Source organism: Pseudomonas sp. DE0010 (genome assembly GCF_007680745.1).
Lineage (GTDB): Bacteria > Pseudomonadota > Gammaproteobacteria > Pseudomonadales > Pseudomonadaceae > Aquipseudomonas > Aquipseudomonas parafulva_B.
Genome location: NZ_VEJQ01000003.1, coordinates 60,129 through 84,952 on the forward strand (window position 1 = coordinate 60,129; position 24,824 = coordinate 84,952).

General features: G+C 61.5%; 22 protein-coding genes. 12 read left to right on the forward strand and 10 right to left on the reverse strand.

Going from position 1 to position 24,824, the window contains the following annotated elements:
- Positions 1–49: 49 nt before the first annotated feature.
- Together FS767_RS03185 and FS767_RS03190 are read right to left on the reverse strand one after the other, a co-directional pair.
- Complete coding sequence (locus FS767_RS03185) at positions 50–928, reverse strand: manganese catalase family protein (protein ID WP_144964164.1); 879 nt, start codon at positions 926–928, stop codon at positions 50–52.
- Between the two features lie 392 nt (positions 929–1,320).
- Positions 1,321–5,433, reverse strand: coding sequence for a CheR family methyltransferase (locus FS767_RS03190; RefSeq protein WP_144964165.1), 4,113 nt, complete (start codon positions 5,431–5,433; stop codon positions 1,321–1,323).
- Positions 5,434–5,651: 218 nt separating this feature from the next.
- Here FS767_RS03190 and FS767_RS03195 point away from each other — a divergent pair, with 218 nt between their 5' ends.
- The 8 genes from FS767_RS03195 (at position 5,652) to uvsE (ending at position 14,878) form a co-directional block, all read left to right on the forward strand.
- Positions 5,652–6,095 (forward strand): hypothetical protein, encoded by a 444-nt coding sequence (locus FS767_RS03195; protein ID WP_144964166.1) that lies wholly within the window; start codon positions 5,652–5,654, stop codon positions 6,093–6,095.
- A gap of 112 nt (positions 6,096–6,207) precedes the next feature.
- Positions 6,208–7,686, forward strand: coding sequence for an MFS transporter (locus tag FS767_RS03200; RefSeq protein WP_144964167.1), 1,479 nt, complete (start codon positions 6,208–6,210; stop codon positions 7,684–7,686).
- Positions 7,687–7,770: 84 nt separating this feature from the next.
- Positions 7,771–8,151, forward strand: coding sequence for a termination factor Rho (locus tag FS767_RS03205; protein ID WP_144964168.1), 381 nt, complete (start codon positions 7,771–7,773; stop codon positions 8,149–8,151).
- 107 nt (positions 8,152–8,258) lie between these two features.
- Positions 8,259–10,046 (forward strand): thiamine pyrophosphate-requiring protein, encoded by a 1,788-nt coding sequence (locus FS767_RS03210; RefSeq protein WP_144964169.1) that lies wholly within the window; start codon positions 8,259–8,261, stop codon positions 10,044–10,046.
- Positions 10,047–10,143: 97 nt separating this feature from the next.
- The gene (locus FS767_RS03215; RefSeq protein WP_023536023.1) at positions 10,144–10,650 is read left to right on the forward strand and encodes a (2Fe-2S)-binding protein; all 507 of its coding nucleotides are present in this window, start codon (positions 10,144–10,146) and stop codon (positions 10,648–10,650) included.
- A complete protein-coding gene (locus FS767_RS03220; protein ID WP_144964170.1) occupies positions 10,647–11,648 on the forward strand; it encodes a xanthine dehydrogenase family protein subunit M in 1,002 nt (333 codons plus the stop codon). Before FS767_RS03215 ends, FS767_RS03220 begins: the two co-directional genes overlap by 4 nt.
- Positions 11,645–13,837 (forward strand): xanthine dehydrogenase family protein molybdopterin-binding subunit, encoded by a 2,193-nt coding sequence (locus FS767_RS03225; protein ID WP_144964171.1) that lies wholly within the window; start codon positions 11,645–11,647, stop codon positions 13,835–13,837. Before FS767_RS03220 ends, FS767_RS03225 begins: the two co-directional genes overlap by 4 nt.
- A 27-nt stretch (positions 13,838–13,864) precedes the next feature.
- Entirely contained in the window at positions 13,865–14,878 is a 1,014-nt protein-coding gene (gene uvsE / locus FS767_RS03230) for a UV DNA damage repair endonuclease UvsE (RefSeq protein ID WP_144964172.1), read from the forward strand.
- Positions 14,879–14,895: 17 nt separating this feature from the next.
- Here the strand turns inward: uvsE and FS767_RS23140 are convergent, their stop codons facing one another.
- The 5 genes from FS767_RS23140 to FS767_RS03255 form a co-directional block, all read right to left on the reverse strand.
- Positions 14,896–15,123 (reverse strand): hypothetical protein, encoded by a 228-nt coding sequence (locus FS767_RS23140; protein ID WP_144964173.1) that lies wholly within the window; start codon positions 15,121–15,123, stop codon positions 14,896–14,898.
- A gap of 296 nt (positions 15,124–15,419) precedes the next feature.
- The gene (xth, locus tag FS767_RS03240) at positions 15,420–16,223 is read right to left on the reverse strand and encodes an exodeoxyribonuclease III (protein WP_144964174.1); all 804 of its coding nucleotides are present in this window, start codon (positions 16,221–16,223) and stop codon (positions 15,420–15,422) included.
- Positions 16,220–16,462: a hypothetical protein gene (locus FS767_RS03245; RefSeq protein ID WP_023536082.1), complete on the reverse strand. Its 243-nt coding sequence runs from the start codon at positions 16,460–16,462 to the stop codon at positions 16,220–16,222. Before FS767_RS03245 ends, xth begins: the two co-directional genes overlap by 4 nt.
- 59 nt (positions 16,463–16,521) lie before the next feature.
- Complete coding sequence (locus tag FS767_RS03250) at positions 16,522–17,226, reverse strand: SDR family oxidoreductase (protein WP_144964175.1); 705 nt, start codon at positions 17,224–17,226, stop codon at positions 16,522–16,524.
- An 84-nt stretch (positions 17,227–17,310) separates the two neighbouring features.
- Positions 17,311–18,216, reverse strand: coding sequence for a LysR substrate-binding domain-containing protein (locus FS767_RS03255; RefSeq protein WP_144964176.1), 906 nt, complete (start codon positions 18,214–18,216; stop codon positions 17,311–17,313).
- A 220-nt stretch (positions 18,217–18,436) separates the two neighbouring features.
- Between FS767_RS03255 and FS767_RS03260 the strand changes: the two genes are divergently transcribed.
- The 3 genes from FS767_RS03260 (at position 18,437) to FS767_RS03270 (ending at position 21,629) form a co-directional block, all read left to right on the forward strand.
- A complete protein-coding gene (locus tag FS767_RS03260) occupies positions 18,437–18,886 on the forward strand; it encodes a GNAT family N-acetyltransferase (protein ID WP_144964177.1) in 450 nt (149 codons plus the stop codon).
- Between the two features lie 127 nt (positions 18,887–19,013).
- Positions 19,014–20,867 carry an ABC transporter ATP-binding protein gene (locus tag FS767_RS03265; RefSeq protein WP_144964178.1) on the forward strand — a complete coding sequence of 618 codons (1,854 nt, stop codon included), beginning with the start codon at positions 19,014–19,016 and terminating at the stop codon, positions 20,865–20,867.
- Positions 20,868–21,092: 225 nt separating this feature from the next.
- The gene (locus FS767_RS03270) at positions 21,093–21,629 is read left to right on the forward strand and encodes a WYL domain-containing protein (RefSeq protein ID WP_144964296.1); all 537 of its coding nucleotides are present in this window, start codon (positions 21,093–21,095) and stop codon (positions 21,627–21,629) included.
- Between the two features lie 7 nt (positions 21,630–21,636).
- Here FS767_RS03270 and FS767_RS03275 read toward each other — a convergent pair whose 3' ends face one another.
- On the reverse strand, positions 21,637–22,359 hold the full coding sequence (locus FS767_RS03275; protein ID WP_144964179.1) for a hypothetical protein: 723 nt from the start codon (positions 22,357–22,359) through the stop codon (positions 21,637–21,639).
- An 83-nt stretch (positions 22,360–22,442) separates the two neighbouring features.
- Entirely contained in the window at positions 22,443–22,745 is a 303-nt protein-coding gene (locus FS767_RS03280; protein ID WP_058603920.1) for a DUF3077 domain-containing protein, read from the reverse strand.
- 167 nt (positions 22,746–22,912) lie between these two features.
- On the opposite strand from FS767_RS03280, the gene FS767_RS03285 reads away from it, so the two are divergent.
- The gene (locus tag FS767_RS03285) at positions 22,913–23,536 is read left to right on the forward strand and encodes a glutathione S-transferase family protein (protein ID WP_058603919.1); all 624 of its coding nucleotides are present in this window, start codon (positions 22,913–22,915) and stop codon (positions 23,534–23,536) included.
- Positions 23,537–23,569: 33 nt separating this feature from the next.
- Here the strand turns inward: FS767_RS03285 and FS767_RS03290 are convergent, their stop codons facing one another.
- Entirely contained in the window at positions 23,570–24,739 is a 1,170-nt protein-coding gene (locus FS767_RS03290) for an MFS transporter (RefSeq protein ID WP_144964180.1), read from the reverse strand.
- Positions 24,740–24,824 lie beyond the last annotated feature (85 nt).

The window sequence follows — 24,824 nt, forward strand, 5'->3', positions numbered from 1 at the left end:
GTAACGCTTGAACGTAGCAGCGGACCCGACGGTCCGCTGCCCTGCCGGTTCATATAGGCTCATCACCATTGACCTTGCCCAGTTCGGCACCGGTCATTGGCTGCAGGTCGGGATCGGACTGGGTTCTCAGCTTCATGGCATCCACTGCGTCCGCACTGGCCCCATCGAGCTCCACCGACGCCATACCATCACCGCCATCGACGGCCGGTTGCGGCTGATCCACGTAGACCCAATCCTGGCCTTCGTTCCATGAGCCGCGCACCTCCCCGCCGTGGGACATGTTGAAGTAGGTACGGTTGAACTCGGGATCACCCGGCATTTTGCCTTGCGGGAAGTTGGGCTGGATGGAATGCAGCGCCTTCTCGAAAGACATCTGATGGGCAATTTCTCGGCTCATCAAAAAACCGAGCGCATCCTTGATGCCGGGGTCATCGGTCACGTTGATCAAACGCTCGTACACGATCTTGGCGCGGGCCTCGGCGGCGATGTTCGAACGCAGGTCTGCCGTCGGCTCTCCAATGGTGTCGATGTAGGCAGCGGTCCAGGGAATGCCACCAGAGTTCACCAGCGCGGCGCCACCCCCATACAAAAGGCTGGTGATATGTGAATCGTTACCCGCCCCGGTAAGTGATCGATACAGTTCACCCTCGGCTTCCACCCCTTCGGCCAAACGGCCTTTGGCACCTTTGTTGAGCATCACCACGATCGATCCGATGATCTCGAGGTGGCTGAGCTCTTCGGTGGCGATATCGAACAACATGTCCTTGCGCCCTGGGTCATCCTCGGTCACGGCCTGGGTGAAATAGCGCATTGCGGCGGCAAGCTCACCCTGGGGCCCGCCAAACTGTTCGAGCAACAGGTTCGCAAGGCCAGGGTTGGGCTGGGAGACACGGACGGTGTACTGCAGTCGTTTGTTGTGCATGAACATCGGTAAATCCTCATCATCGTGCCGAGGCAGCGGGCGCTACACCGGTCGGTTCAACGTTGATCAACGATTCTCATCGCTAGGCCGGCCTGCCGTTTGGCGTGGTTGATTGCCCCTCTCGGGGTCACACAAGTAAACCCTGTGTTTACAAGGGACCGGCGCCAAACGGCTTATCGTGCAAGTAATTCACCCAAGGCTGACGAAACGCGCCAAGCAATGGCGTGCAAACAGTTGATGGGGAAAAGCCCATGGCGGCAATAACCAAGGGCGCCTTCAACGGTGCGCCAATGTGCCAGACGCAAGTTGTCCGTGATTTGGCTTAATGGCGAGAGCCGCGGCAGATACCTTACGCATGTGCCGTTACCCCGTGAGCTGCACTGCTCACCGGGCATAGTTCAAAGCGTCTGCGAGGAGCGACAGAGCGATTCAATGGCGCCTACCAGATCGTCGTAGTGCACGGGTTTGGTCAATTGCAGGTCGAAGTGCGCAATCTGACCCTCCCGGCTTGGCGGGCTGACCCCATAGCCACTCAACGCGATTGCAGGCGTTGCCTGATACTGAGATCGTTCACGAACCGCCGTGATGAATGCGTGTCCGTCCATTTCGGGCATGCCGATATCGGTCAGTATCACATCGAACCGATCCCCCATTTTCTCTAGAGCCTCAACCGGATTGAGGAACGATGTCACGTGGGCATCTTCCATTTCCAGCAGCATGCGCATGACGTCGACAACGTCCGCAGAATCGTCTACCAGCAACACATGAACACCCTTGAGCCTGCCTTCGCTGGACGCAGCCTCGGGGTTTGCTCGGCTCTTCTCAGGGGTGCGCTGCGACAGCGGTAGCTGGACACTGAATGTCGAACCATGCCCCAGCCCTGCCGAGTGTGCGCTCACAGTACCGCCATGGGCCTGCACCAGTTGCTTGACCAGTGACAAGCCGATGCCCAGGCCGTCACCCTGATGACGGGTGTGGTGGGACTGGCGGAACAGCTCGAAGATCTCTGCAACATCATCGCCAGACAGACCAGGGCCATTGTCGATGACAGCCAAGCACACGCTTTTTTCGGTGCACGAGAGTTCGACCGTGACCCGTGCCTGCGGGCCGCTGAACTTCAGGGCATTGTTGATCAGGTTCCAGATAATCTGCTCAAGACGCGTTGGATCACCCTCGATCGCCACCGAACCGCCCTGGTCGGGCAGGACAAGAAGGATACGAGCCATGGGGTACTCCTCCATGGCCATGGCATGTATCGATTTGAGAATATCGACCAGATCCAGAAGCTCTTTCTTGAGCATGAGCTTTCCGGTGCGCAGGCGAGCGACGTCCAGCAAATCATCGATGATGCGGGCCTGGCTGGACACTGCGTCGTTGATCACAGCCAGCGCCTTGCCACCCTTGGCCGTATTTTGCACGGCAGGCAGTCGACGCAATATCTCGGCATTGAGTTGAATGAGATTCAGCGGGTGCTTGAGCTCGTGTGACATGACGGCGAAGAACTCGTCCTTGAGCAAACTGCTGGTGCGTGTCTCGGCCAGGCGCTGGCGCTGCTCGTCCTGCAGGCGCTTGTGTCCCGTCACATCACGGGCAATCTTCACGAACCCTGGGGTATCACCGCGCAAGCGCGCCGTTTCACCGCTGCAATAGAAGCGGCTGCCGTCGCGACGCAGGTGCCAACGCTCGTCCTCGGCACGCCCGTTGGCCTGGGCTTTGCGCAATTCGGCTTCAGGTACACCCGCAGCTCGATCCTGGTCTGTGAACAGCACGTCGAAATGGCTGCCGGCTATCTGCTCGGCACTGTGGCCAAAGATATACTCCGCGCCGCGGTTCCACTCACAGATTACCCCGCTGCCATCGAGGATGATGATGGCGAAGTCCTGGGTGCTCTGCGCTACCAATCGCATACGCTCTTGCCCCAGGCGCAGATCCTGTTCGGCTTCACGCCGCTTGGTGATGTCGATGAAAGTCAGCACCGTACCGTCGATGTGGTCCTCGCTAGAGCGATAAGGCAACAGGCGAGCGATATACCAGCGCCGGTCACTGCTACTGACCTCTCGTTCCCTGATGGTCAGCGATTGATGAACCGCAGCAGCGTCCTCGGCCATTTTCGGATAATCGAGCCGATGGGTGATATCCAGCAGCGAACGGCCTGTGTCCGTCTGGCGCATGCTGAAGAGGTCTTGCGCTCGCGGCGTGAACCACCGGATGTGCATGTTGCGATCCACAAACACCGTGGCGATGTCGGTAGAAGCGATCAGGTTGGCCAGGTAGTCGTTGATCTTGTCGGTTTCCTCGACCTTGCTCTTGAGCTCGAAATTGACCGTGAGCAATTCTTCGTTGATTGACTGAAGCTCCTCCTTGCTGGTTTCCAGTTCTTCAGTAGCCGAGCGCAGCTCTTGGTTGATGGCCTGCATTTCTTCATTGGACGCTTTGAGCTCTTCGCTGGAGACTTCCGACTGTTCGATGGTTTCCTGCAAGTGCAGCTTGGTGCGCTGCAGCTCGCTCTCCAGGCTCGTCATCACCTGATTTTCATTTTGCTCGACAGGTAGGCCGGTCGGGTGCGTGGCGTCGTGCGGCTGCACAGTGAATACGATGGCGTAGACCGTTTGCCCGGTGATGTCGTCCTTGAACGGACGCACCGCCACGTCCAGCTCCAGTTCACCGCCCGCCTCTACCAGCCGTACCTTACGCGATGCCATGGCCTGGCCGCTCTGTTGCGCCCGAAAGAGTGTGGTACGTAGCTCGACGCGTAGCTCAGGAAGGATCAGCACCATCACATTACGGCCGACTTCACCGGTCACATAACGCAGGAAACGGCCGGCGCCCTCGTTCATGTGCAGAATGTTGGCCTGCTGGTCGACGATCATGCTCGGGGGCATCTGCTGGGCCATGGCGCGATGATGGAGGTCGGCGTACGAGACCTTGCGTTGGGCTGGAACGGGCGCCGGCATCGCCGTACTTGCCATGTTGAAGCCTCGTTCAGAAATGCCCAGCCCACGGCGACTGATGTTGGCTGCGATATTGGCGCGGAAAATCCGGTTGCGTTTATCGACCGCCGTAAACAGCTCCGGGCACAGGTCGGCAGACTCTGAGGACCCCATGAACAGGTAACCGCCAGGACGCAGCGCGAAATGGAACATCTGCAGCATTTGTTTCTGGATCTCGCGATCCAGATAGATCAGCAGGTTGCGACACACGATCAGGTCCACCTGCGAGAAAGGCGGGTCGCAGAGCAGGCTGTGCTTGGCGAACAGGACCTTCTCACGGATTTCCTTTCTTATCCGGTAATGATCGTTCTCCTTGACGAAATACTGGCGCAGGCGCGTGGGCGGCACATCGGCGACGATCGCTTCGGGGTAGATCCCCACACGACCTACGGCAATCGCACGCTCGTCGATGTCAGTGGCGAATACCTGTAGCTTGAGCGGAGCAGGCTCAAGCTTGCGGTGTTCGGCACACAGTATCGCCAGGCTGTAGGCCTCTTCTCCCGTTGAGCAGCCAGCGGACCAGATTCGCACTTCTTCACGCTTGTCCTCAGGGCCGCCTGCGCTCAAGACATCGCTCAACACCAAACGCTCGAGCGCCTCGAAAGCTTCCCGGTCACGAAAATAGTTCGTCACACCGATTAGCATGTCTTGGAGCAACTTCTTCGCCTCATCAGGGCTCTGCTCAAGATGACGCAGGTAGCTCGGCAGGTCGGACCGGCCAGTGATCTGCAAGCGGCGTTCGATGCGCCGTATGACCGTCGCGCGCTTGTAGTGCTGAAAATCGTGTCCGGTACGTTTGCGCAGGGTCATCAGGATATCCTGCAGCGCCTGCTCGTTACTGTCTGTCCCTTGCGGTGCGTGGGCCTGGGCTCCGGCCTCTGCATCGGCCACACGCATGCTACGCAGGCTTTTCCAGAAGCCGAGCAGGTTTTGCGGTATGTCTGCCACCGGCAGTACCGCATCGACAAGCCCGGTGGCAATGGCGGCCAGCGGCATGCCATCGAATTGGGCATCGGCCGGGCTTTGCACCAAGGTGATGCCGCCTTGCTCCTTGATACGCGACAAGCCCACTGCACCATCACTGCCCGCACCGGACAGCACCACACAGAAGCTTCGCTGCTTGTGCACATCGGCCAGATCACGGAAGAACAAATCGATGGCGACATGCTTTCCCAATGGCCGCGACGAGGGCACGACCTTGAGGTGGTCGTCAGTCATGGTCAGTTGGCAAGCAGGTGAAATGACATAGACGTGATTGGGCTCGATGGGCACGGAGCTGGTGACCTGTACGACCGGCATGGAAGTCGAGGCCTGGATGATCCTGTCCGCCACGCTCTCATGATCGGGCGAGAGGTGCAGCACGATCACGAAGGCCATGCCGTTCTGAGCCGGCATGTGTTCGAAGAAGACCTTGAGCGCGGCGATACCGCCTGCCGAGGCACCAATGCCTACCACCGGGAACCCGAGCTGGCTGAATACGGTTTGATCTGCGCCGGAAACGGTGCTGGACGGGCTGCTCATTTTTGATTCCTGCCTGAAGGCATCCATGAAGTCACGTGGTTTGCCTGTATGACCCACGTGAAGCGCCGGATCACCCGTACAAAACGGCTTGCCCTGCCAGGCGGTCGATTGACACTTCATCGCTCTGGGAAAAACGGCCCGTTCGTCGCCTACAGGGCACGGCATGGTAATGCAACCTGACGAACACTACGAGGACACCTCATAAAAGGAGCTTCATCATGACAATGCTAAAACCTTCCTCCCTGCTGCTTGCGCTCTGCCTGGGCGCATCCGCGCCGGTGGTCATGGCAGCAACCAACATGAATGATCAACACACCCCCAGCATGCAATCGGGTGATCACGGCACCATGAATGGCACCAGCGGCGCCACCGGTTCTGGCACCCCAGGCGATGGCATGGGCACCGGAAGCGGAACTGGGAGCAACGGCACCGACGCTACGGGTGGCGATGGCACTGCACCAGGCTCGGGTACCGGTAATGGGGCGAACACGGGTGCGGGCGGCACAGGCAGCGGCTCTGGCATGGGCGGCACCGGGAGCGGCGACATGGGCGGTAGAGGCGACATGGGCGGCAGCGGCGGTACCGGCATGGGCAGCGGTACCGGCAGCGGCGGTTCAGGTAGCGGTGCCGGCGGCGCGGGCGGTTCGGGTGGTGGTAGTTGACCACCCGGGATACTTGATTAGCGCAACGGCTAATCGAGCCTGACACCTGGAATACAAGGGCTGCATTGCAGCCCTTCCTGTAAACGGCAGCGATAATGGACTCGGGGCTGGCGTGACGACTGAACCTACACACGGCACATCTGCCGGCACATGCGATCAGCGTTTCTACAGCACGGATATCCCTGCGCGCCTTGATCGACTGCCATGGACCCGATTTCACACGTTGCTGGTGGTAGCCCTTGGTATTACCTGGCTACTGGACGGCCTGGAAGTCACCCTTGCCGGGTCATTGGCCGGCGCCCTGAAAGACAGCCCTGCCCTGGCCATGAGCAACCGCGACGTCGGCCTGGCTGGCGCCATCTACATCGCCGGGGCGGTACTCGGCGCACTTTTTTTCGGCTGGCTGACTGATCGCCTGGGTCGGCGCAAGCTATTTTTCATCACCCTGGCGCTCTACATCGGCGCCACCGCTGCCACGGCATTTTCCTGGAACCTGTGGAGCTTCATGGTCTTTCGCTTTCTCACAGGCGCGGGCATTGGGGGGGAATATACCGCCATCAATTCAACCATCCAGGAGTTCACCCCAGCGCGCTACCGTGGCTGGGTCGACCTGACCATCAACGGTACGTTCTGGCTAGGCGCTGCGCTGGGTGCAGTGGGTGCCATCGTGCTGCTGGACCCCTCGATGGCGCACGGCGATCTTGGATGGCGCCTATGCTTTGGCATTGGTGCCGGGTTGGGCCTGCTGATCATGCTGATGCGGCTGTGGGTGCCGGAAAGCCCGCGCTGGCTGATGATCCACAATCAACCCGAGGCGGCTGAACACATTGTGGCCGACATCGAGCGCAGGTGCCGCGATCAAGGCTTGACACTGCCTGCACTTGACAGCCCGCCCCTGCAATTGCGAGCCAGGCACCACACGCCTTTACCCGAGGTATTTCACAGCCTGTTCGTCGTCCACAGGCGCCGGGCCATGGTAGGCCTGACGCTGCTCACGGCGCAGGCTTTTTTCTACAACGCCATCTTCTTCACCTATGCCCTGGTACTGACCGATTTCTACGATGTTCCCTCCTCCAGCGTTGGCTGGTATGTCCTGCCGTTCGCGCTCGGCAACTTCTGTGGCCCCTTGTTGCTCGGGCGGCTGTTCGATGTGTTAGGGCGGCGCATCATGATCAGCACCACCTATGCCCTGTCGGGCGTACTGCTGACCCTGAGCGGCTATCTGTTCGAGCAGGGCATGATCAATGCCGTCGAGCAAACGATCGCGTGGATGGTCATCTTCTTCTTTGCCTCGGCCGCGGCCAGCTCTGCTTACCTCACGGTGGCAGAAACATTCCCGCTGGAGATCCGTGCTCTGGCCATTGCCGTGTTCTATGCATTCGGCACGGGGCTGGGTGGCATGGTGGGGCCGACATTGTTCGGTGCCTTGATCGAATCGGGCGAGCGTACCCAAGTCTGGTATGGGTACCTGCTCGGCGCTGCGCTCATGCTGGCAGCGGCAGTCGTCCAGGCCGTTTACGGGGTAGCCGCAGAGCGCCGGTCGCTGGAGCACGTCGCCCGCCCCCTATCTCAGGTTGAATCCGACGACTAATGGGCCCGCCGTCCGTCCGCCCATCGGCACTTGAGCGTGTGCTGGCCTTCAACCCTAATACCCATCCAATGAGGAGCGACCACCATGGCACGCGGCGACAAGGACAAGTACACCCAAGAGCAAAAGCGCAAAGCCGAGCACATCGAGCAAAGCTATGAGGACAAGGGTTTGCCCAAGGACAAGGCCGAGGCGCGTGCTTGGGCCACGGTGAACAAGCAATCGGGCGGGGGCGACAAGCAAGGTGGCTCTGGCAGCAAGACCAGCAGCACCGACAAGAAAGCCGCACGTTCCGATTCTGCCAAACGGGCTGCCAAGACCCGCGAGGGACACCCGCGCAACAGCTCGGCCTCCCTGGAATCGCAGACCAAGGAGAGCCTGCTCAAGGAGGCGCGCAGCAAGGATATCAAGGGCCGCTCGACCATGACCAAGGCCGAGTTGATCGAAGCGCTGCGCAAGCACGGCTGATGTGCAAGAACGGGCTATCCCGGTCAGCTGAACCGCTTCAAGTCCGTTGAAACTTTAGTCTTCCCTGCCAAGTCCAGAACTTATCCGAGACGCGGCAGGAGAAGACGATGAGCGGCACTGTAGGCGACTTTCTGGTCGAACGGCTGTACCAATGGGGCGTACGCCGCATCTTTGGTTACCCAGGCGACGGAATCAATGGTGTTTTCGGCGCCCTGAACCGCGCGGGCGGCAAGATCCAGTTCATCCAGGCCCGGCACGAAGAGATGGCCGCCTTCATGGCCAGTGCCCACGCCAAGTTCACCGGCGAGTTGGGCGTGTGCATCGCCACATCCGGGCCGGGTGCCTCGCACCTGCTCACCGGCCTGTACGACGCGCGCATGGACCATCAGCCGGTCCTGGCCATCGTGGGCCAGCAAGCGCGTGCCGCCTTAGGCGGTCATTATCAGCAGGAGCTGGACCTGGTCTCGATGTTCAAGGACGTCGCCGGCGCATTTGTGCAGCAGGCATCCACGCCGCAACAGGTACGTCATCTGGTGGACCGCGCCGTGCGCACAGCCGTTGGAGAGCGACGCGTGACGGCCGTAATCCTGCCCAACGACCTGCAGGACCTGCCCTATGAAGACCCGCCCCGTGCCCATGGCACCGTGCACTCGGGCATTGGCTATAGCAAACCCAAGGTAATCCCCTTCGATGCCGACTTGCAGCGCGCCGCCGATGTGCTCAATGCAGGACGCAAGGTCGCCATTCTGGTCGGGGCCGGCGCGCTGGGGGCCAGTGAAGAGGTAGCCGCCGTGGCTGAGCAACTGGGTGCTGGCGTTGCCAAGGCCCTGCTTGGCAAAGGCGTTCTGCCCGATGAAATGCCGTGGGTAACGGGCGCCATCGGCCTGCTGGGGACCGAGCCGAGTTATAAACTGATGGCCGAATGCGACACGCTGCTGATGATTGGTTCTGGCTTCCCGTATTCCGAATTTCTGCCCAAGGAAGGTCAGGCGCGCGGCGTTCAAATCGACCTGCAGCCAGACATGCTCAGCCTGCGCTATCCCATGGAGGTGAACCTGGTCGGTGACGCCGCGCAGACGTTGCAGGCATTACTTCCATTGCTGCACACGCGCCCAGACCACAGCTGGCGCAAGAAAATCGAGAAATGGCGCGCAAGCTGGGACAAGACATTGACCAAACGCGCGCTGGTCAAGGCCGACCCGATCAACCCGCAGCGAGTGGTGCACGAGCTATCCCCGCGCCTGCCAGATCTGGCGATCATATCCAGTGATTCGGGTTCGTGCGCCAACTGGTACGCCCGCGACCTGATGATCCGTGAGGGGATGCAGTGCTCCTTGTCGGGCGGTCTGGCCTGCATGGGCGCGGCCGTACCTTACGCCATTGCTGCCAAGTTCGCCCACCCGACCCGGCCAGTGATCGCCTTGGTGGGCGACGGCGCCATGCAGATGAACAACCTCGCCGAACTGATCACCGTGGCCAAATATTGGCAGCAGTGGGAAAGCCCCACGTGGATCTGCGCGGTGTTCAACAACGAAGACCTCAACCAGGTGACCTGGGAGCAGCGCGTGATGGAGGGCGATCCGAAGTTCGAAGCCTCTCAATCGATACCCGACGTGCCTTATCACTTGTTCGCCATCTCAATCGGTCTTGAGGGCATCTACGTCGAGCGCGAGGAAGATGTCGCCTCCGCCTGGGAGCGTGCACTGGCGGCTGACCGTCCTGTGCTGATCGAGTTCAAGACTGACCCCAACGTCGCGCCACTGCCGCCGCACCTGAAACTCGAGCAGGCCAGGAAGTTTGCGACCACCTTGCTCAAGGGCGACCCGGATGAGGCCGGCGTGATCGTGCAGACCGCCAAGCAGGTGCTGAGCGCGGTACTGCCTGCCAAGAAATGACAAGGGCCTGGCGCTCGGGATGAACGTTCCGGGCGCCTGACCAGTCGCACTCCATAGACACAGCCCACTGTGCGCAATCGAACCGTGAGGACCTACCATGACAGCACTCCCTGAACAGGGCGCTGCACAGCAGACCCTGAACTTCACCCTCAATGGCCAACCCCAGGCCCTGACGGTACAACCCTGGACCACCCTGCTCGACTTGCTGCGTGAGCAGCTGGACCTGGTGGGCACCAAGAAAGGTTGCGACCATGGCCAATGCGGGGCCTGTACCGTGCTGCGCGATGGCCGCCGGGTGAACGCTTGCCTGACCCTGGCGGTGATGTGCGAAGGTGCCGACCTCGTCACCATCGAAGGCTTGGCCGAGGGTGACCAACTGCACCCTATGCAGCAGGCATTCATCAGTCAGGATGCCTTCCAGTGCGGTTACTGCACACCTGGCCAGATCTGCTCGGCCGTAGGCCTGGCCAATGAAGGACACGCCCATACCCGTGCCGACATCCGTGAACAGATGAGCGGCAACCTGTGCCGCTGCGGCGCCTACAGCAACATCGTGGCCGCCGTCGAACAGGCCCTGCCGCTGATCAAGAGGGCGCGCACATGACCCCTTTCAGCTACCACAAGCCGGCCTCGGTGGACGAGGCGCTGCGCCTGACCGATGGGTCCTCGCGCTTCATTGCAGGCGGGACCAACCTGGTCGACTTGATGAAGGAAAATGTCGAGCGGCCCGAGCGACTGATTGACATCACAGGGCTGGAACTCAACCGCATAGAACCCAGCGACACGGGCGGTGTGTTGATCGGCGCATTGGTCAGCAACGCGGACCTGGCGTGGGACCCGCTCATCCGCCAGCGCTACCCATTGCTGTCGCAAGCGATCCTGGCCGGTGCATCGCCGCAGCTGCGCAACATGGCAAGCACCGGCGGCAACCTGTTGCAACGTACGCGCTGCTACTACTTCTATGACACCGGTACGCCTTGCAACAAACGTGAACCCGGCAGCGGTTGCCCAGCACGCAGCGGCTTGAATCGCATTCATGCGATTCTCGGCGCCAGCGAGGCGTGCGTGGCGACTCATCCTTCGGACATGTGCGTGGCACTGGCTGCCCTTAAGGCCGTGGTGCATGTGCAAGGGCCTGCCGCCAAACGCCAGATTCCGTTCGGCGAGTTCCATCGTCTGCCCGGCGATACGCCGCAGCAGGACAACCACCTGGCGCCTGATGAACTGATTACCGCCATCGAGCTGCCCGACCAAGGCTTTGCCGAACATTTCCGCTATGTGAAGGTGCGTGATCGAGCCTCCTACGCCTTCGCGCTGGTCTCGGTTGCCGCTGCCCTGCGCATCGAAAACGGGGTAATTCAAGAGGCCCGCATCGCCCTGGGTGGCGTGGCCCACAAGCCATGGCGCAACGAAGCTGTCGAAGCCATTCTGCAAGGCCAGGCGCCCAGCACCGAGCTGTTCACCCAAGCGGCCACTGCCCTGCTGCAAGGGGCACAGCCCCTGAGCCAGAACGGCTTCAAGGTGCAGCTGGCTCAACAAGCCATCGTTCGGGCATTGACCGAGGCCGCCGCCGGCGGCAGCCTCGAGGGGGACGCACAATGAGCAAGGTAGTAGGAACCCCAGCGAACCGCGTCGACGGCGCGGCCAAGGTCACCGGGCAGGCGCGCTATGCCGCCGATTACCCGGAAGAAGGCCTGCTGCACGGCAGCGTCGTTTCCAGCACCATCGCCCGTGGCCGTGTGGTCAAGGTCAACAGCGAGAAAGCGCTGCAGGTACCAGGCGTGGTGGCGGTGCTGGACCACATCAACCGTCCGCGTATTTCCAGCTACGACGATGACTACAGCGACGATGATGCAGCCGAGGGCTCGCCCTTCAGACCGTTGTTCAACGACCGCGTATTCTACAGCGGCCAGCCCATTGCACTGGTCGTAGCACAGACGCTGGAAATCGCCCGTCATGCAGGTTCGCTGGTCGAGATCCACTACAGCCAGGAAAGCCATGAGTCCGATCTTGAGAAGGTGCTGGGTCAAGCGCACGATGCGCCGGCTGAAACACCTGAGCCCCGTGGTGACTTCCCTGGCCAGTACGCCAGTGCCCCTACCCGCGTGGATGCCACCTACTGGACGGCCAACGAGCACCACAACCCGATGGAGCCCCACGCCTCCACCGTGTGCTACCAACTCGATGGTAGCCTGGTCATCCACGATAAGACCCAGGGCACGCAGAATTGCCAGGAATACGTGCACAACGTCTTTGGCCTGCCCAAGGAAAAAGTGCGCGTCAAGGCAGCCTTCGTCGGTGGCGCCTTCGGTTCGGGCCTGCGTCCGCAGTATCAGCTGCCCCTGGCGGTCATGGCTGCCCTGCACCTGATGCGCTCGGTTCGCGTGACCTTGACCCGCCAGCAGATGTTCACCTTTGGCTACCGCCCACGCACACAGCAGCGCCTGCGCCTGGCGGCCGATGCGCAAGGCCGCCTGTCTGCCATTGGTCATGACGCTATCGGCCAGACGTCCCGGTTTGAAGACTTTGCCGAACACGTGGTCGAGTGGAGCGGCATGCTGTACCAGTGCGATAACGTTGCGCTGAGTTACCGCCTGGCGCCATTGGACGTCTACACCCCATTGGATATGCGCGCGCCGGGTGCAGGTTCAGGCGTGCTGGCGCTGGAGTGCGCCATGGACGAGTTGGCCTGCGCAGCCGGGCTGGACCCGGTCGAGTTGCGCCGACGTAACTTTGCCAGCCACAACGGCAACGAGGGCAAGCCTTATTCGAGCAAAGAACTACTGGCCTGTTACGCGCAAGGGGCCGAGCGTTTCGGTTGGCACAAGCGTCAGGCTACGCCCGGCTCGATGCGTGACGGCAACCAGCGCATAGGCTGGGGCATGGCCGGTGGTGTATGGGAAGCCATGCAAATGCAAGCCAGCGCCAAGGCGCGTCTGGGCTGCGACGGGCACCTGACCGTCAGCAGTGCCACAACCGACATTGGCACTGGCACCTATACCGTCATGACGCAGATCGCTGCCGACGCCGCGGGCCTCGACATGGCCGATGTGACGTTCCTGCTGGGCGATTCCTCCTTGCCCAAGGCGCCTTTGCAAGGCGGGTCATTCACCGTGTCCTCCGTCGGCTCTGCCGTACGCAAAGCCTGCCTGGAGCTGCGCAAGCAGGTTGTCGAGCAGGCCAGGCAACAGCTCCCGAGCCTGGCCAGCCTGGACGATTCCGCGTTCGTGATTGCAGGTGGCCAGGTGAGCGCCGGTGAGCATTCCTTCGCCCTCGCCGACCTACTACCCAGTACCCAGCAGGTCTGCTTCGAGGTACAGGTCGAGGCAGGGCCTGACGACAAGCGCAAGCCCTACTCCACGGCAACCCATTCGGCGGTGTTCGTCGAGGTATCGGTGGACGAAGACCTGGGCACCGTGCGCGTCAACCGTGTGGTCAGTGCGGTGGCGGCAGGCAGGGTCGTCAACCCCAAGACAGCGCGCAGCCAGATTCTGGGGGGCGTGGTGTGGGGCATCGGCATGGCACTACACGAAGAAACCCAGACCGACCACGCACTGGGCCGCATTCTCAACCACAATCTGGCCGAGTACCACGTACCGGTGAACGCCGACATTGGCGATATCGAGGTGGTCTTCGTCGAAGAGCATGATGATGTCGTCAACGAACTGGGTTCCAAAGGGGTAGGCGAGATTGGCGTGGTGGGGGTAGCGGCGGCCGTGGCCAATGCCATTTACCATGCCACGGGCAAGCGGGTACGCGAGTTCCCGATCACCTTGGACAAACTGCTGTAAACGGGCCCAGCCCTCTGGAGTCATTGCATGCCACGCCTGGGTTTCGCCTGCATGTACCGGCACCCCCACCGCAGCTTGTCGGTCAAGGAGCTGGAGACCATCGAGCGGACGTTCAACCCGCGCAGCACGACGCTGCGCTGGGTCTCGGGCGCCTCCCGCGAGGCGGCCCGGAACAAGTTGCTGGAACTGGTTGAACACAATCTCCAGGCCCAGCTGCGCTTGCTCGACTACGTGGCCCAGCTGCCCCAGGCGCTGCGCATGCTGCGCCTGAGCAGCGACCTGCTACCGCTGTACAGCCACCCTAGCGTGGCCCACGTGTACCGCGAGGCGGATTTCCAAGCGCTGATGACTGAACGTTTCTCCGCCATCGGCGCTTTCGCACGCGCCAGGGAGATACGCCTGTCGTTTCACCCTGGGCAGTATTGCGTGCTGGGCTCAGACCGCCCCGATGTGGTGGAGAACAGCTTGGCCGAGTTCGAATACCATGCCGACATGATCCGCATGATGGGCTACGGGCAGGTATTCCAGGACTTCAAATGCAATGTGCACATTGCCGGCCGGCTGGGCGGTGCGGGTATTCGCACCGTATGGCCGCGCCTGTCCGATGTGGCCCGCAACGTGATTACCTTCGAGAACGACGAGAAGACCTATGGGCTCGACGACTGTCTAGCGCTGGCGGACCTGGCGCCGGTGGTGCTGGATATCCACCATTGCTGGATCCATGAGGGTGACTACATCGACCCAAACGATGGGCGAGTGGAGCGGGTGATCGAGAGCTGGCGCGGCGTACGCCCGACCATGCACTATTCTCAGCCCCCGGAACATCTGCAGGCGCTGGGTTTCGACCCTGATCGCAAGCTGGTGATCGATGAGTTGCTGGAACAGGTGAACAAACGCGACCTGTATGCCCACAGCGCTCGCATGTGGAACTGCTGGACGAACCGCTACGCACTGCAGTTTCTGGACAGGTTCGACATCATGTTCGAATGCAAGGACAAGAACCTGGCCACGCTGGAGTTCTTCGACGACTACCTGGCTTGATCGGGCTGGGGTTGCCCTTAGCCGCTTCCGGTCAGGTCATCGGCCACTTCGCAGCCGTTACGACAGCTGCACTCGTATTCTGCTTGTGCGCGAGTAGGCAGGTTTAGACTCAGCCTGACCTTGTCCTGGGTGTCGTACAGGTCGTAGCCCTCCCCCAACGATGATGGAAAGCCGAGTCGCCGTGGCCGCCATTCTTTTGTTTGCGGTACAGCTGGAACCACAACGAAGCGCATCTGCATGATCATCCCTCATCGGCCGTTCCTTAGTATTAGTCATGCTAAGAGAAAGCATCAAGTAGACTCATGCGTGTTTACGTCGTTCATTAAGTCGAACACGCAGATGATGTGATTGCGCCAGCAGGCTAGCAATCTCCTTCTGGGAGCGGACCTTGCGCCGCGACGGGCCGCGTAGCGGCCCCGGCAACGTCAGCGGCGAAGCTGAAATCCTGGGGCCGCTTCGCGCCCCATCGCGGCACAAGGACCGCTCCCACACGGAACCTCATAGCCCAGAGATAGGTACAGCATCCATCTGAATAACTGGCTCAAGCTGACTTGCGGCTACGCCGACTCCCCAGCTCGATCCAGGTAGGGGCATGGTCACTGGCCTTGGGCTCATTGCGCACCCAGGCATCGACACCCGCACGCTTGAGGTATGGCGCCAAATCCCGGTTGAGCAGCAAGTGGTCTATGCGCAGGCCCGCATTACGTGCCCAGTGGTTGCGGAAGTAGTCCCAGAACGTAAATACCTGTTGTTGCGGATGCAGGTGCCGGATGGCGTCGATCCAGCCGCTGGCCAGCAAGCGCTCGAAGCAATCGCGCGATTCGGGTTGCAGCAGTGCATCCTTGCGCCAGGACTTGGGGTCGTAGATATCAAGGTCCGTGGGCACGACATTGAAGTCCCCAGCCAGGACGGTGGGGTGACCACTGTCCTGCAACTGCCGGGCATGCTCGATCAGGCACTCGAACCAACGCAGCTTGTAGTCGAACTTCGGCCCTGGTTGCGGGTTGCCATTGGGCAGGTACAAACACCCGACCAACACACCATGTACCGCGGCCTCCAAGTAGCGGCTCTGGGTGTCGTCCTCCATGCCCGGCAAGCCTCGCCGTACCTCGAGCGGCTCGCTGTCGCGCGCCAGGATCGCTACCCCGTTCCAGGCAGGCTGGCCCAGGTGCAGGCAACCGTAGCCAGCGGCCTCCAGGGCCTCACCCGGGAACTGTTGGTCGGGTGCCTTGAGCTCCTGAAGGCAGACCACATCGGGCTTTTCACGTTCGAGCCAGGCCAGCAGTGCTGGCAGTCGGCTGCGAATGCCGTTGATGTTGAACGTGGCGATCCTCAGCGCTTTCATGTGTCAGGGTCGATCACATGGGCGCGCACGGCATCTTCCAGGGCATGCACATGCGCCTGGTCGGCCAATGCCTTGAGCGCCAGCCAATCGTCCCAATCGATGATGCCATCGTCACGCAACGCTTCAGCGGTACGCACCAGTTCGTGGTGGTAGGCATCGGGTGACTCACGGCGGTAGCTGATGTCGTCGTACTGGGCATACCAGGCCGCAAGTTCAGGGATACTGCGTTCGATACTCATCACACTGCTCCTGAGAAACCCTTTGGGGTTGTGAGCCTGGCTTGAGCGCATCGTTCAACTCAGACGCTTCGCGTCAGGCCGCCGTCGACCCGGATATTCTGCCCGGTGATGTAGGCGGCGCCATCACTGGCCAGAAACGCGACCGTGGCGGCGATTTCGTCGCTGCTGCCATAGCGCTTGAGCGGCACGCTTTCGCGACGCTGCTCGGTGGCCGGCAAGCTGTCGATCCAGCCCGGCAGCACGTTGTTCATGCGCACATTGTCACGTGCGTAAGTGTCCGCGAAGAGTTTGCTGAACGCCGCCAGCCCTGCACGCATCACGGCGGAAGTGGGAAACAAATCGCTGGGTTCGAAGGCCCAGGCACTGGAAATATTCACGATGACCCCGCCGCCCTGGCGCTGCATCACTGGCGTGACCAGGCGTGTGGGCCGGATGACGTTGAGCAGGTAGGTGTCCATGCCGGCATGCCAGTCGGCGTCGCTCAGCTCCAGCACCGGCCCCCGAGGTCCGTGGCCCGCGCTGTTGACCAGCACGTCGATGCGGCCCCACCGCTGCATGACCTCGTCGACCAACCGCTCAAGGTCCTCCGTGCACTGGTTGCTACCCGTCACGCCCAGCCCGCCCAGCGTCTTGGCCAAGGCCTCGCCCTTGCCAGAGGAGGAAAGAATCGCGACCTTGTAGCCATCGGCGGCCAGGCGCTTGGCTGCCGCCGCGCCCATGCCGCTGCCGCCTGCGGTGATGATTGCAACCTTTTCGATTGTCATGCTGCCTCCTGTGATGGTCATCGAGTGGGTACAGGGCTCAGGCTACCAAGGGGCAGAGAAGTGAGGGAGACAGCTGCCAATGCGTCAGCCAGTAGTTTTTCTATCACCGGCATCAGACCTGAGCCAGTCGATGACCTCCTGCAGCAGCTGCGTCTCTCGACCTTTGCGGGGCCATACCAGGTAGAACGCCTTGTCTGGGCGCAGGTGCGACTCGGCGACCTGGACCAGGCGCCCGGCGTCGATGTCCTGCGCAACGAAGGCGCGTTCCGCCAGCGCAATCCCCTGCCCGCCAATGGCCGCGTCGATGGCAAGCGACGTCTGGTTGAACTGGACAGACCTTGCACAGACGACGGGGTGACCGGGATAGACCTGTGCACGGTAAGACGGCCACAAATCATGGGCATCACTCAGGGCCACATAGCGCTCCAGGCTTGCGAAGTCTTCAGGCGGGCCAAGTGCCGCTACCAGGGTGGGGCTCCCCACCGCGATGATTTCCGAGGCCATCAACAGTGCCTGCTCAAGCCCTGGCCCAAAAGGCGGGCGCCCGTAGCGCACGGCAAGGTCGACGCCGTCGGTATGAAAATGCGACAGCCGATCGGTGGCCAGTATCCGCACGTCCAATGTCGGGTAGCGCTCGGCCAGTGCACCGAGTCTGGGTATCAGCCACTTGGCGGCGAAGGTAGGAGTCACGCTGACGGTGATATGGGAAGGTGCAGGTCGCAGCCGGCGCGTCGCCTCATCGAGCATGCCCATCGCAGTGCGCACGGTTTCGCTATACCCCCGGCCAGCGTCGGTCAATGCCAGGCCTCGAGGCAGGCGTTCGAACAAGCGTACCTCCAAGGCGCGCTCCAACCCACGAATCTGCTGAGCCACGGCAGCCTGGGTAACTCCCAGCTCTGCAGCGGCCAGGCGAAAATTGAGGTGCCGTGCCACGACCTCGAATACCCGTAGGGCGGCAAGGGACGGCAAGTCGGAAAAAACGGCAGGCATAGGACGTTGTTCGATCCAGGCTGGGCAGATTGGCACGAGGCTATCCCCATCCATGCAGGAAGTCGATGAGCGTCCAGGCCAGCGTATCCGTTTGGCCGAGCAGGACTAACCGGCAACTCCCTCGCTGCACGCTCAGGCGGGCACGAATACATTCCTTTGCAATTGCCAGAAACAAGCGCTGGTACTATGGCCTCACCGCTTGCCCACACGGACCGTCAGCATGCAGATACGCCCTCTCTCTCGTCATGAACTCGATCAGGCCAGTGCGCTGTGCATGGCTTCGTTTGCACACTCGGTAGCGCCACTTTTGCCTGCGCAGGGGATTACGACATTCGGCGAAGTGGCGAGTGCAAACGCCTTTGCAGAGCGAATGCAAGGCGACAACCTCATGCTGGTCTGCGAGGCAGAAGGAAGGCTTGCGGGGCTGGTCGAACTCAAACAAGGCCGTCATGTGGCGATGCTCTTCGTCAGCCCCGCTTATCAGCGCCAGGGCATCGGCCGCCGCTTGATCGAGGCCGCCCTGAGCCACGCCCGCAGCCAGACGGTCACGGTGAGCGCGTCGCTACCATCGGTGACGGCCTATCAGCGTTATGGCTTCAGCCAAGCAGGTGAAGTCGGTGAGCACGCGGGGCTGATCTATCAGCCAATGGAAAAGGTCTTTAGCCTGTGACGCCTCACGCAGGCCAATGACGCTGAGATTTTTGATCAGATGGACACTCGTTGTGTCTATGTAAAGGCGGGCACTGCTGGTGCAGTACCAGCGCTGCCACGCCATTCGTTTTTCCCGGAGACACTGCATGCTTCGTATCTTTGAGCGTAGGCTCGACCCATTCCCTCCTGATGAGGTACCGCCGCCTCCCGTTGGCCTCGTACCGTTCCTGTGGGCGTGCACCCGTGGGGCGCGCGGATACATTCTGGCGCTGGCCCTGCTCAGTGCCGGCGTGTCCCTGTACGAAGCCTGGTTGTTCAGCTTCCTTGGCCAGGTGGTGGACCTGCTGTCGGCCTGGCAGGCCGGCGACACCGCTGCCGCCCAGGAAAGTCACGTATTGTGGGGAATTGGCATCGTCCTGGTGATCAGCATAGGCCTGGTGGCGCTACGCACCATGGTCCAGCACCAGATACTGGCCATCAACCTGCCGCTGCGCCTGCGCTGGGATTTTCACCGGCTGATGCTGCGCCAGAGCCTGTCTTTCTTCTCCGATGAGTTTTCCGGGCGGGTCACCACCAAGGTGATGCAGACTGCATTGGCCGTGCGCGAGGTGCTGTTCACGGTCATCGAGATCCTGCCTGGCATTGGCGTCTATTTCATCGCCATCATCGCCCTGGCCGGCGGCTTTGCCTTGAAACTGATGCTGCCGTTCATTGCCTGGCTGGTGCTGTTCGGGCTGGCAATGGTCTATTTCGTTCCACGCCTGGGCGCAGTAGGTGAAGAGCAGGCCCATGCGCGCTCGTCGATGACTGGGCGCATTTCCGACGCCTATACCAACATCACCACGGTCAAGTTGTTCTCGCACTCCAAGCGCGAAGCCCATTTTGCCCGGGCGGCCATGGAGGACTTCAAGCAGACCGGTTTCCGGCAGATGCGCCTGGTGAGCCAGTTCGAAATCGTCAACCAGGCGTTGGTGGTAGGGCTGATTCTCGGTGCAGGCGGTTATGCGCTGTGGCTATGGCACCAGGGCCAGGTGGGCACCGGCGCTGTGGCGGCCATCACCGCCATGGCCCTGCGCATCAATGGCATGTCGCACTGGATCATGTGGCAGATGACCTCACTGTTCGAAAACATCGGCACACTCCAGGACGGCATGGCCACCCTGACACGCGGCCCGAAAGTGCAGGACGCCCCGGACGCCACTGCGCTGGTGACCCGTGGTGGCGCGGTGACATTCGACAAGGTCAGTTTCAACTACAACGGTGAACGCCAGGTACTGACCGACCTCAGCCTGGACATCAAGCCGGGTGAAAAAGTGGGTTTAGTCGGCCGTTCCGGTGCAGGCAAGTCCACGCTGATCAACCTGCTGCTGCGCTTTTACGACGTGGACAGTGGCCAGATCCGTATCGATGGTCAGGACGTTGCCAAGGTCACCCAGGACAGCCTGCGCAGCGCCATCGGCATGGTGACCCAGGATACGTCACTGCTGCACCGCACCATTGGCGAGAACATCGCCTATGGACGGCCAGATGCCACAGAGGCGCAAATCCGGGCGGCTGCCCGTGACGCGCAAGCTGACGGGTTCATCAGTCAGCTCAGCGACCAACAGGGCCGCACCGGCTACGACACCATGGTGGGTGAGCGTGGCATCAAGCTGTCCGGTGGGCAGCGCCAGCGCATCGCTATCGCCCGGGTGATGCTCAAGAACGCACCCATCCTGCTGCTCGACGAGGCGACCAGTGCACTGGATTCTGAGGTGGAGGTCGCCATCCAGGAAAGCCTGGACGAGATGATGGAGGGCAAGACCGTGATTGCGATCGCCCATCGCCTGTCCACGATCGCCGCCATGGACCGCCTGATCGTGATGGATGAAGGGCGCATCATCGAGCAAGGCACGCACGCCCAGCTGCTGGAAAAGAATGGCACTTACGCACGGCTGTGGCAGCACCAGAGCGGTGGTTTCCTGGGTGAAGACCAGGGTATGGCCCATGCGCTCAACTGAGTCATGCGCACGCTGAGCCGTTACCTGAACAGATGATGTTCGAGACCCGCCCCATCGCCCCTGTGTCGCTGACCCAGGGGTGACGCTCCAAACACAAAGGCGCCCTCGCCCCTTCCTATGCGCCACTGACACGAATGGCTTGGTTCAGGTCCCCCGAGGCGGTATCCTGCCCGGTAGCTTAAAGCCACCAGTAGGCTTTCATTGTCTGCCCTCAAGGACGAGCCTTTGCCCAGTCAGTCATCGCGTCATACCATCGCCCGCCAGTGGGAACTCCTCAAGCTACTGCCGGGCCGCCATCCCGGCATGAGCTGCACGCAGTTACAGGCGGCGCTATCGAGCGCAGGTCATGCCACGACCAAACGTACGGTCGAGCGTGACCTGGTGGAGCTGGCAGGCCTGTTTCCTTTGCAGTGCAACAGCGCGTGCATGCCCTATAGCTGGCACTGGCAGCCCGGACGCAAGTTGCGCGATAGCCCCTCGCCCGCGCCAGGTGAGGCCCCTGTCCAAGTGGAATTGCACGCCTGGGTCGACGAGTCGCTCTATCATCATCTGGAGATGCATCCGCTGGGTACGGGCATGCGCCTCACAGTCCTGCCCAACGGCGGTGCCATCTTGGTGACGACGGTAGCGGATGATCGAGCGTTGATGGGCTGGCTGCTGTCCCAGGCCGGGGCGATCCGCGTTCAGGGACCGCAATCGGTGCGCCTGGCCTTGCTGGAACACCTGCGTCAGAGCCTGGCATTGCACGACACAGGCGCTTGAGTAACGCCTAGGACGGCCGCCGGCGGGACAGGCAGGCGTAACCCAGCCCCAGCACGCTCAACCCCAGAACAGTCAACAGCACCATCAGCTCTGTGCTGTAGCGGGCAACCCAGGCCGGGAAGCCGGTGACCGACTGATACACCTGAATATCCGCCGTGCCCTCGGCGTAGCTGATACCGACCCCACTCTGGCGTATCTGCGAATAATCAGCATCGAAATACACCCAGACCTTGCTGGCGCCACCGGCCTCTATCGCCGGGATCTCAAGCTGAGCAGTGGCAGCTTCAAGCAAGGTGTCATTGCCGGCCGAATCGCGGATTTGCACCAGGCCTTTGGACGGCAAGCGAATCCTCACCTGGTCCACGGGTGCATTGCCGGTGTTCTGCAACTCGATGAGCAAGCCAGTCCGGTGGTCGACCAGGCCGGCCTCGAAAGGTTTTGCAAACAGCTGGGCATAAGGCGCCTGGGCTATCTCCACCAGCCGGTCGACCTGATCGCGGCTCAGTTGCCCTTGGCCGATCGTGTTTATGCGTGCACTCAACTGCTCGTACTTGAGCTGCTCGCTGGCTTTGCTGATGCGCTCGCTGAACTGCCCTGGATAGGTCAGGTAGGCGTAGGTCAGCGACGCTTCCAGGCGCGGGCTGCCCACCACTGCCTTGTAGACGAACAACAGGGCCGCCAGCCCGATCAGAACGGCTACGAGGAGTTTCCCCACCTTGTCCCAGCTCAATGCACTCTTCCTTTTGTCGAGTTACAGGCGATACGCGCCGCCAAGGGTGCCAAGTTCGCAGCCCCCAGGCAAGCGCCTGACCGCTATCGTTCGACATCGTCCTCACGAACATTGCGCAACGCCTGCAATTGTCCGTCGATAAGGGCCTTGGCCATGGCGGCCAGATAGCAGGTGGCAAGCATCGCGTTCTTGCGGTCTGCAGGCTTGTCGATGGCCTTGCGGGTAAGCTCGGTGATGCAACCCATGATGGAGGATGCTTCCATCAAGGCAGTACGCAAGGGCAACGCTGGCTTCATCTGGACCAGGTCGGAACCGGCGCTTGCGAAACGTCGGGCTGCGTTAACCACGGTGGGGCCTTGGGTTGGTCGGGTGGGGTCGTTGTCCATGCTGTTTGCTCCCTGTCTGGAGACCCGAGACTAGGCAGGTGCTTCCCTGAGCACAACGACCAGCAAGTGCATGCGCGCATTTTCAGAAAGAGCCTACATGATCGCTGCCTCTTGACCGTTTGCCCTCGGTCACCGAGGATCGGTACCCCGCCTACAAGGATGTCAACATGCTGCGCATACTGGGCAAAGCCTCATCGATCAACGTTCGCAAAGTGCTGTGGGCGTGCGCGGAGTTCCAGGTCCCGTTCGTGCGGGAGGACTGGGGATCGGGCTTCCAGGCAACCGACAGCGAAGCGTTTCTTGCGCTCAACCCAAACGCCATGATCCCCGTCATCCAGGACGGCGACTTCACCTTGTGGGAGTCCAACAGCATCATTCGCTACTTGGCCAACTGCTATGGCGCAGCAGCGTTCTACCCAGTGGAGGCCCGCACCCGGGCCAGGATCGACCAGTGGATCGACTGGCAGGCTTCGGACCTGAACGCCTCCTGGCGCTATGCGTTCCTGTCGCTGGTTCGGCATTCACCTGCCCATCAGGACCCGCATGCCCTGGCTAACGGCTGCGCCGAATGGGGGCGTAACATGCTCATTCTCGAGCGCCAGCTGGCCCGCACCGGCGCCTTTGTAGCCGGGCGCGACTTCACACTGGCCGACATTCCCATTGGCCTGTCGGTCAACCGCTGGTTCGAAACGCCGCTCGAACACCCTCAGCTGCCTGCATTACGCGATTATTACGAGCGCCTGAGCGAGCGCCCGGCCTATCACGAACATGGGCGTAACGGCACGCCCTGACCGCTAGCAGAGGCCTTGGCGCAGGCCCATGCCTCAGACCGCGACCTGGGTAACCTGGTGACGACCCCGCCAGGCGAACGTCAGCACCATTATCAAGCCCAGCGCCGCAGTGCCAGCGCCCGCCAACGCGATGGCCGAGTAACCGAGGCCGCCATTGATCACGGCGCCCCCCAAGGCAGCGCCAATGGCGTTGCCCAGGTTGAAAGCACCGATGTTCACAGCCGATGCCAGGTTCGGTGCGTCCTTGGCGGCCTCCATCACGCGCATCTGCAGGGGCGGCACGAGGGCGAAGCTGGCTGCGCCCCAAATCAGGATTGCGCCAGCGGTCAGCAGGGACGAGCCCAGTACAAGTGGAAACACCAGCAGCACTGCGATCAGCACGGCGAGCGAGACGATCAGGGTTCGATCTACGGAACGGTCCGCCGCTTTACCGCCCCACACGTTACCCAGGGTCAGGCCAACACCAAACAGCACCAGCATGGACGTGACGAATGCTGTAGAGGCCCCGGCTTCGTTTTGCAGGATGGGCGCGATGTAGGTGAACACCGTGAACATCGCGCTGGAACCCACCACGGTCAGGAGCAAGGCAGCCAACACGGGTCCACGGGTCAGCACACGTATCTCGGCCAGTGCACCGTCACCCTTGGGCGATGGGACATTGGGCAAGGCATACCACAGCGTAGTCATCGCCACCAGGCCGAGCCCGGCTATGCCCCAGAACGCCGTGCGCCAGCCGAGCAACTCGCCAAACCAGGTCGCCAGGGGGACACCGCCGATGGTGGCCAGCGTCAGGCCCATGAACATTGCAGCCACGGCGCCGGCACGTTTCTCAGCGGGCACCACGCTGGCCGCGACGATGGCACCTATGCCGAAGAAGGCGCCATGGTTGAGCGAGGTCACCACCCGTGCGACCAACAGGCTGGCGTAGTCACTGGCCAGGGCCGACATCAGGTTGCCCAAGGTGAAGATGGCCATCAGGCCGATCAGCAGGTATCGGCGCGGTATGCGTACGGTTGCCAGGGTCATGAGCGGGGCGCCGATCAGTACACCCAGTGCATAGGCGCTGACCAACAGACCAGCGGCCGGAATGGAAACGCCCAGGTCAGTGGCGATGCTGGGCAGCATACCCATGGGGGCGAACTCGGTAACCCCGATACCGAATGCGCCCATGGCGAGCGCTACAAGGGGTGGGTTGATACGCATGGCTAAACTCCTTATCTGTGCCGTAAATGCTACGATCTGTTTCACCGAGGCACTAGATAGCGATTGTGCGAACCACCTTTGCGTA